The 2,353-nt window shown below is 43.2% G+C and carries 5 protein-coding genes; all 5 read left to right on the plus strand.

What is annotated here, in order from left to right; translation table 11 throughout:
- Window positions 1–388 (plus strand): RHS repeat-associated core domain-containing protein (locus IE038_RS24355; RefSeq protein ID WP_194505881.1); only part of this gene is annotated, 388 nt, incomplete at its 5' end.
- A 5-nt stretch (window positions 389–393) separates the two neighbouring features.
- A complete protein-coding gene (locus IE038_RS23750; protein ID WP_189396402.1) occupies window positions 394–747 on the plus strand; it encodes a hypothetical protein in 354 nt (117 codons plus the stop codon).
- Between the two features lie 310 nt (window positions 748–1,057).
- On the plus strand, window positions 1,058–1,672 hold the full coding sequence (locus IE038_RS23755) for a hypothetical protein (protein WP_189396403.1): 615 nt from the start codon (window positions 1,058–1,060) through the stop codon (window positions 1,670–1,672).
- A gap of 181 nt (window positions 1,673–1,853) precedes the next feature.
- A complete protein-coding gene (locus IE038_RS23760) occupies window positions 1,854–2,120 on the plus strand; it encodes a hypothetical protein (RefSeq protein ID WP_189396404.1) in 267 nt (88 codons plus the stop codon).
- Between the two features lie 122 nt (window positions 2,121–2,242).
- The coding region (locus IE038_RS24830) for an RHS domain-containing protein (RefSeq protein WP_189396405.1) at window positions 2,243–2,353 on the plus strand (111 nt) is incomplete at its 3' end.

The raw sequence follows: 2,353 nt of genomic DNA on the forward strand, positions 1-2,353 counted from the left end.
CAAGGACCCGATTGGCTATGCGGGTGGGCTGAACCTGTATGTGTATGCGCCGAATCCGGTTTTCTGGATTGATCCGTTTGGGTTGGCTGCGCATAGAGGTAGGTTTCAAGCGCAGGGCGCGAAGCTAGAGGAGTCTGTGGCTTGGAATCAAGACTCCCCTTTAACAGCAATTGAAGCGAGGGCGAAGCTCGATGAGTTAAAAAGTAAATTAGACAAAGGAAGTCTCGCTGTGCGAGAGGAAGCATTTCAAAAGGCAGATAATTTTGTTTTGAGTGCTTGTAAGTGTGGTGGGGTGGATGCTCCGGTGAGTAAAACTTTTATGGTTAAGGGGGCTAGGCATGAGCGCGTAGATATAGAGGTCATCTCTGGGAAGGCTTTTGGGGAGTAGTGAATGTGTTTGAGAGTTATTTAGAGGATGGTTTGGTTTATTTGTCTTTAGAGCGTTATTTCTTAAGTTATTTTTATTCTAGTTTAAATTTTTTGGGTGTGGATAAATCTGACTTTTTGGTTCCGCTTTATAGGACTGCGTTTGCTAATGGTCAGCCATTTCAGGATGGTAATCCGATTTTTTCAGCAAAAAACAAAGTTTCTGGTGATTCTTTGAGGGTTGTTATAAGTGATGATGTGGTGGATGTTGTCTCGTATGGTGAGGCTAAATCTGATGGTGAGGAGTTGGTTGTGGTTGGTAATGTAAAAAAGCTATCAGAGATAGAGGTATTGGTTTTCGACTGGATTGCAGGGCGGTAATTTTTGAAGAAAAATGGCCATGGTTTTAATTCTCTTGTCTAGGATTGCCAAATCTCTACCTCAGAGAGAATAAGAGGGCTCAGCAGAAAAGCAGGCGGTGCTATGAGGAATGTCGCTTGTTTAGGTGATTGCATCAATTGTGTTGATATCGAATTTAAAGGCTCTGCCAGAACTAACATCAATGGCAAGCCCGTTGCGGGCGTCGGTAGAAGTCTTTCCGGGCGGCAGAGCTTACTCGGGTTGGTCAAATATTAAATGAGCATAAAACTGCCAGTACAAATCCTGTAGAGCTGTGATAAGGGAGGCGCGAGTGCATACGCTATTATTTGGCAAGGTTTTTTCTTTGTATTTAGATGGGGTGATAATGGAGCGGCCGGATTGTTTTGGGGTAAATGGTTTTTCTTCGTTTGATTTTGTTGCTGCTGGGTATGAGTTGGTTGGTGATGAGGACGAATTTCATTTTTATGAAAAGATGCGTTTTGTTTTTCATCATAAGCGATGTCATGGTGTTGTGTTTAAGTACTATTTTTATTCAAGTGAGGGGAGTGGGTGTGGGTTTGGCTTTGGGGTGAAGCCAGGTATTCGACTTAAAACGCTACTTAAAGTCTACCTGGCGCTCGGGAGGTCGCAGTCCGTTAAGTTTTACTTCTCTGATGATAAGTCGGATGGTGCGGTTATCTTTGATGAGGAAGTCGTGGTTAGGTTTGGTCAGCAAAGAAAACGAGATGATTATGTGGTTGTTACAATTGAGAGTGATCTGGATAAGGTGGGTGTTTTAATGGGTGTGGCTACTGGAGCAGTAATGGAAACAATGAATTCCTATGTTTTAGACTTGAATGATGTAGGTGTGGCGAGAAGGCATGGCTTTCTTGGATTTTCTCGGCTTATTAAATTTTGTTGTTTGCGGGGCATGCAGAGCTTTTGAGGTCCTAAGTTCTAGGTTGTTTTACTGTCGGTGGAGTGGAATATACAAAACAGCAGGTCCGCGCTCACTGTCAGTGCGGATTGAGGTGTGATAAACAAATATGGTGCTCAGAGTCATCGTTCGCGGGGTGAGGTTTCAGATTTGACGCGTAAAGAAAAGAATTTTTTAAGAGAAAAGGGTTTTGAGTTATGAGGAAATTAAAAAATTTTCGGTTTACGGTACTGTTATAGGCTCGGATCAGCTTGTTCGGCTGGATGAGGTTTCAGTCATTGCTGACCCTGAGACTATTAAGTCGCTTGGTGAGTTTTTTATTAAGGCTTCTCATGAGATTTCAAAAGATAAACTTGAGCATGTTCATTTACAGGATTTTATTGAGTGTTTTTCGGAGAAGAAGCATGTGGATATTATTTTGTTAAATAAAAAATTGGTCCTTCGTGGTAAAGGCTGACCCTGATAGGGGGTAGATATTTTGTGATGTACTGATAAGTACCGTTTGGGTCGCTATGATGAATCTCACGCATAACTCGTGACCTCTCGCAGGCAGGTGAGCTTGGTATCAGTTAATCGGGCTTGTATGAGCCTTATCAACTGGTATGTAGTGACCATTTCAGCACCCCACAGGAACTGACCAACCAACAAGGCGAGATCGTCTGGCGCGCGCAGCACAAGGCCTGGGGAGAA

Source organism: Pseudomonas laurentiana, from assembly GCF_014648275.1.
Classification (GTDB): domain Bacteria; phylum Pseudomonadota; class Gammaproteobacteria; order Pseudomonadales; family Pseudomonadaceae; genus Aquipseudomonas; species Aquipseudomonas laurentiana.